Annotated in this window: 4 protein-coding genes; 2 read left to right on the plus strand and 2 right to left on the minus strand. The window is 70.9% G+C overall.

All coding sequences use genetic code 11. The features are described from left to right. Both ON39_RS32350 and ON39_RS32355 read right to left on the minus strand, forming a co-directional pair. Positions 1 to 946: hypothetical protein (locus tag ON39_RS32350; protein WP_040739890.1), on the minus strand; the 946-nt coding region annotated here is incomplete at its 3' end. Positions 947 to 1,008: 62 nt separating this feature from the next. Beyond that, positions 1,009 to 1,791 carry an SDR family oxidoreductase gene (locus ON39_RS32355; RefSeq protein WP_040739891.1) on the minus strand — a complete coding sequence of 261 codons (783 nt, stop codon included), beginning with the start codon at positions 1,789 to 1,791 and terminating at the stop codon, positions 1,009 to 1,011. A 179-nt stretch (positions 1,792 to 1,970) separates the two neighbouring features. Between ON39_RS32355 and ON39_RS32360 the strand changes: the two genes are divergently transcribed. Then, positions 1,971 to 3,314, plus strand: a complete 1,344-nt coding sequence (locus ON39_RS32360) for a lipase family protein (RefSeq protein WP_085998299.1) — start codon at positions 1,971 to 1,973, stop codon at positions 3,312 to 3,314. A gap of 58 nt (positions 3,315 to 3,372) precedes the next feature. Beyond that, positions 3,373 to 4,134, plus strand: a 762-nt coding sequence (gene trmB / locus ON39_RS32365; RefSeq protein WP_040739893.1) for a tRNA (guanosine(46)-N7)-methyltransferase TrmB, incomplete at its 3' end; no start/stop codon positions are given.

Here is a 4,134-nt window from a genome sequence, read left to right on the forward strand (position 1 = left end):
CGGGGTGTGCGAGGCCCGCGCACAGCCCGAGCCACCGGGCCTCGTCGCCGAAGAGGTACGCCTCCAACAGGTCTCGGGCCGTGCTGCCTTCGGCAGGCACCGCCCTGGCGGCCAGCCGGGTGAGCTCGTCGAGGAGTTCGCCGCCGCGCAGCGCGGAGACCTGCTCGTAGCGGCGGTGCAGCAGGCGGTGCAGCGCCTCGATGCCGCTGGCGGCGTGCAGGATGTGCAGCAGGGTCTGCGGGGCGAGGTCCGGGTCGTGGCCGAGCGCGGCCAGCGCGCAGCTCACGCCGTACAGGTCCCAGCGCTGCAGCAGCTGTTCGCGCTCGGCGAGGCCGGGGCCCGGCGCGACGAACAGATCCGGCGAGAGTGTCAGCGCCGCATCGGCATTCGCGGCCAGCCTGCGCAGCACGGTCAGGTCGGCATCGGTCATCGCGCCCGACCGCGTCCGCACGGCGAGCGAGGCGACCACCGGCAGCACGGCGACGCCGAGCTCCCGGCCGTACTGTTCCGCCGCCGCGACCGCGTCTGCCCAGCGCGAGCCGATCGCGTCGGCCTTGTTCAACACCACGAGGGTGCGTTCCGGGGGCAGCGTGGCGAGCACGCGCCGGTCCGCGGGCGACGGCGCGGCCGACAGCACATAGACGACGATGTCGGCGTCGAACGCCGGATCGGGCATGTCCGGCTCGTCGACCGGGCCGGTCTCCACCGCGGACATGAGCGCGAGCGCGTGCAGCACCGTCGTGCGGCCCGCGCGGGCCCGGCCCATCAGCTGGATGCGCGGCGGCGTCCGCCACGCGCTGACGGCCGCGCTCGCCGCGTAGCCGATCTGCTTGTCCCGCGCCGTGCCGAACCGCAGGTCGGCGAGGAGCCGATCGAGGTGATCGTGCTCGCCCGCGGGCACCCCGCGTTCGCGCAGCGGCCCGTCGGACTCCGTGACTGTCGGCAAGTTGCACCCCCTATACGGTGCGCAATTCTTGCAGAAGACGCGCGGGCGGAGGGGGCGACCGGTCAGGTACCGCTGAAGTATTTGTTCACGGTGCGCACGGCCCAGTTCGGCGCGTATTTGGCGGCGGCCGCCAATACCTTGGCCTGCGCGCCGATCTCGTAGTGCACCCGCGGCAGCCTGCCGCGTTTGCGCGTGGCCGCCCAGATACCCGTCGCGACGTCCTCGGCGGTGAGCCGGACGCCGAGCGACTTGGTCGTTCCGGTCTCCACCCCGTCCACCATGGCAGTGTCCACGAACAGCGGCCAGATCGCGATCACCCGGATGTCGTGGGCCTCCCACTCCAGATCCAAAGCCTCGGTGAGACTCTTGACCGCGGCCTTGCTCGCGCCGTAGCTGGCGAGCTCGGGCTGACCGTAGATGGCCGACGCGGAGCACAGGTTCACCACTTGAGCGCCGGGTGTGTCGCGCAGGTATTCGAACGCGGTGTGCGTGCCGGTGAGCACGCCGCCGAGGTTGACGTCGATGATCGCCTGGTGCGCGGGGAGTGCGATGGTCTCGAAGGCGCCGGCGCGCAGAATGCCCGCGTTGTTGATGAGAATGTCCAGTTGCCCGGCCTCGGCGTGGAATTCGGCCAGCCGCTCGGCCCACTGCGTGGCGTTCGTCACATCGAGGACACCGGTGTGCACGCCGCCGCCCTTGCCGGTGATGTCGGCGGCGAGCCTGGTCAGCCCGACCTCGTCGATGTCGTAGGCGCCGACATGGTAGCCCTGCGCAGCGAAAAGCAGGGCCGTCGCCCGGCCGATGCCGGCCGCGGCGCCGGTGATGAACACTGACGGTCTGCCCATACCGCGCAGTCTAGTGCGGCGCGCCGGGAGCGACCGGTCTTCCCAGACCCGTGGACGGTCATTTACCCTGCATTCACGTGGTCGGCGCCATAGTTGGTGCGCAACTTCGCTTTTCGAGAGCGGCTCCCGCAGCGCTTGCGAGCGCGAACGCGGGAGGCCGCATCGACGAGGAGGTCGCGATGACAGCCGATGTCATCGGCACTGCCGATACGGAGCCCGCCCTAGCGGCCGGGAAGCCACCGCTGCCCAGCAGCGATCCGTTCCACCGGCCGCCGAAGGGCTTCGCGGCCAAGCCGCCCGGCACCACCCTGCGCAGCCGCAAGATCGAGCTCGCCCTGTTCGGCGTTGTGCCGCAGCGAGTCTCGGCCTGGCAACTGCTCTACCGCAGCTGCGACATGCACGGCACGCCGGAGGCGGCGATCACCACCGTGCTGCTGCCGCTCGACGCCGACCCGCGAGAAGCCAGGCCGCTGCTGGCCTTTCAGACCGCGATGGACGCCGTCACCGAGAAATGTTCGCCCTCATACGCATTGCGCTACGGCGCCCGCGCGCTCGGCTCGGTCACCCAGTTCGAGTGGCTGCTCGTCGCGAACGCGCTGCGCCGCGGCTGGGCGGTCAGCATCGCCGATCACGAGGGTCCGCGCGGAAACTTCGGCGCGCCACGGGAACCCGGCTATCGCGCGCTCGACGGCGTGCGCGCGGCGCAGCGGTTCGCGCCGCTCGGGCTCGGGCCGCACACGCCGGTCGCGGTGTGGGGGTACTCCGGCGGCGGCATGGCCAGCGCGTGGATGGTGGAGATGGCGCCGACCTACGCGCCGGAACTCGACATCGTCGGCGCGGTGCTCGGCGCGCCCGTCGGCGACCCGGGAGAGGTCTTCGCCCGGTTGAACGGCTCCAGCTACGCGGGCCTGCCCGCCATCGTGATCGCGGCGCTGCGCAGGCTCTACCCCGTGCTCGGCGCGATGCTGCAGAACGAACTCACCCTCGACGGCCATCGCTTCGTGGCCCGCGCCGAGACCGCGACGCCGTTCGGCGCGATCTTCGGCCTGGCGGGCAGGCGCATGGACGACTACCTGAGCCGCCCGCTCGACGAGGTCATCGCGACGCCGGAGTTCCAGGCCATGTTCGACGATCTGCGCCTGGGCAACTCGACGCCGACCTGCCCGCTGCTGGTGGTGCAGCCCCTGCACGATCAGGTGATTCACGTGGAGGGCATCGACGGCCAGGTCGAGCGCTACCGGCGCGGCGGCGCGGTGGTCAGCTACGTGCGCGACCGGCTGAGCGAGCATTTCTCGCTGCTGCCGCTGTCCACTCCGCTCAGCCTGGAGTGGCTGGCGGACCGGCTGGCCGGGCAACCGGTGAGCGACGAGGGCGACAGCACCGTGTGGTCGGTCGCCGCCTCGCTGACCGGCGCGCGCGGCCTGTACGAGATGATGGTGACCGCGGCCAAGGTCGCGCTCGGGCGCCCGCTGCGGCAGGAGAGCGCGCCGCAGGTCCCGATCGACCGCGCACGCGCCGCCTGACCTCCGCCGGGACGGCAAGACACAGTCGCCTGCCGCACCACTGGGTCGATGCTGGACAATGGACGCCGTGAACGACGCCGCGAACCATACTGCCGAGTCAGTTCCGGGCCCGCCGTCCACAGGTTCGGCCCCGACTGAGCGCGAGCCCCGGAATTCCACCGGCTCTCGCCTGTACCCCCGCGTCACCAGCTTCCGGTCACGCCGAGGTGCGCTGACCGCGACACAGCAGCAATCGTGGGCCCGCATGTGGCCGGTGATCGGCCGCGATGTCGCCGACGAACCGCTGGACGCCGCCGCCTGGTTCGGCCGCGAGGCCCCGCTCGTGGTCGAGATCGGCTGCGGCACCGGCACCGCCACCGCCGCGATGGCACAGGCCGAGCCGCACCTGAATTTGATCGGCATCGAGGTTTATCGACCCGGGCTCGCGCAATTGGTGCAGCGCGTCGAACGCGAAAAGATCGACAACATCCGGCTGCTGCGCGGCGACGCCGTCGATGTGCTGGAAAACATGATTGCTGCCGAATCGCTGACGGGCGTGCGCGTCTTCTTTCCCGACCCGTGGCCGAAGGCGCGGCACCACAAACGGCGGCTGCTGCAACCCGCGACTTTCGCACTGATCGCGAATCGGCTGAAACCCGGCGGTGTGTTGCACGTCGCAACCGATCACGCGGACTACGCGGAACACATTGCCGCGGTCGGCGCGGAAGAACCACTGCTCAAAGGGCTGAACGAGGCTGCGGGCGGGGTCAGCGCCGAGCACCGGGACAGCGCGCCGATCGGTTTCGAAAGGCCCGTCACGAAATTCGAGGGCAAGGCACAC

The organism is Nocardia tenerifensis NBRC 101015 (genome assembly GCF_000308715.1).
Taxonomy (GTDB): domain Bacteria; phylum Actinomycetota; class Actinomycetes; order Mycobacteriales; family Mycobacteriaceae; genus Nocardia; species Nocardia tenerifensis.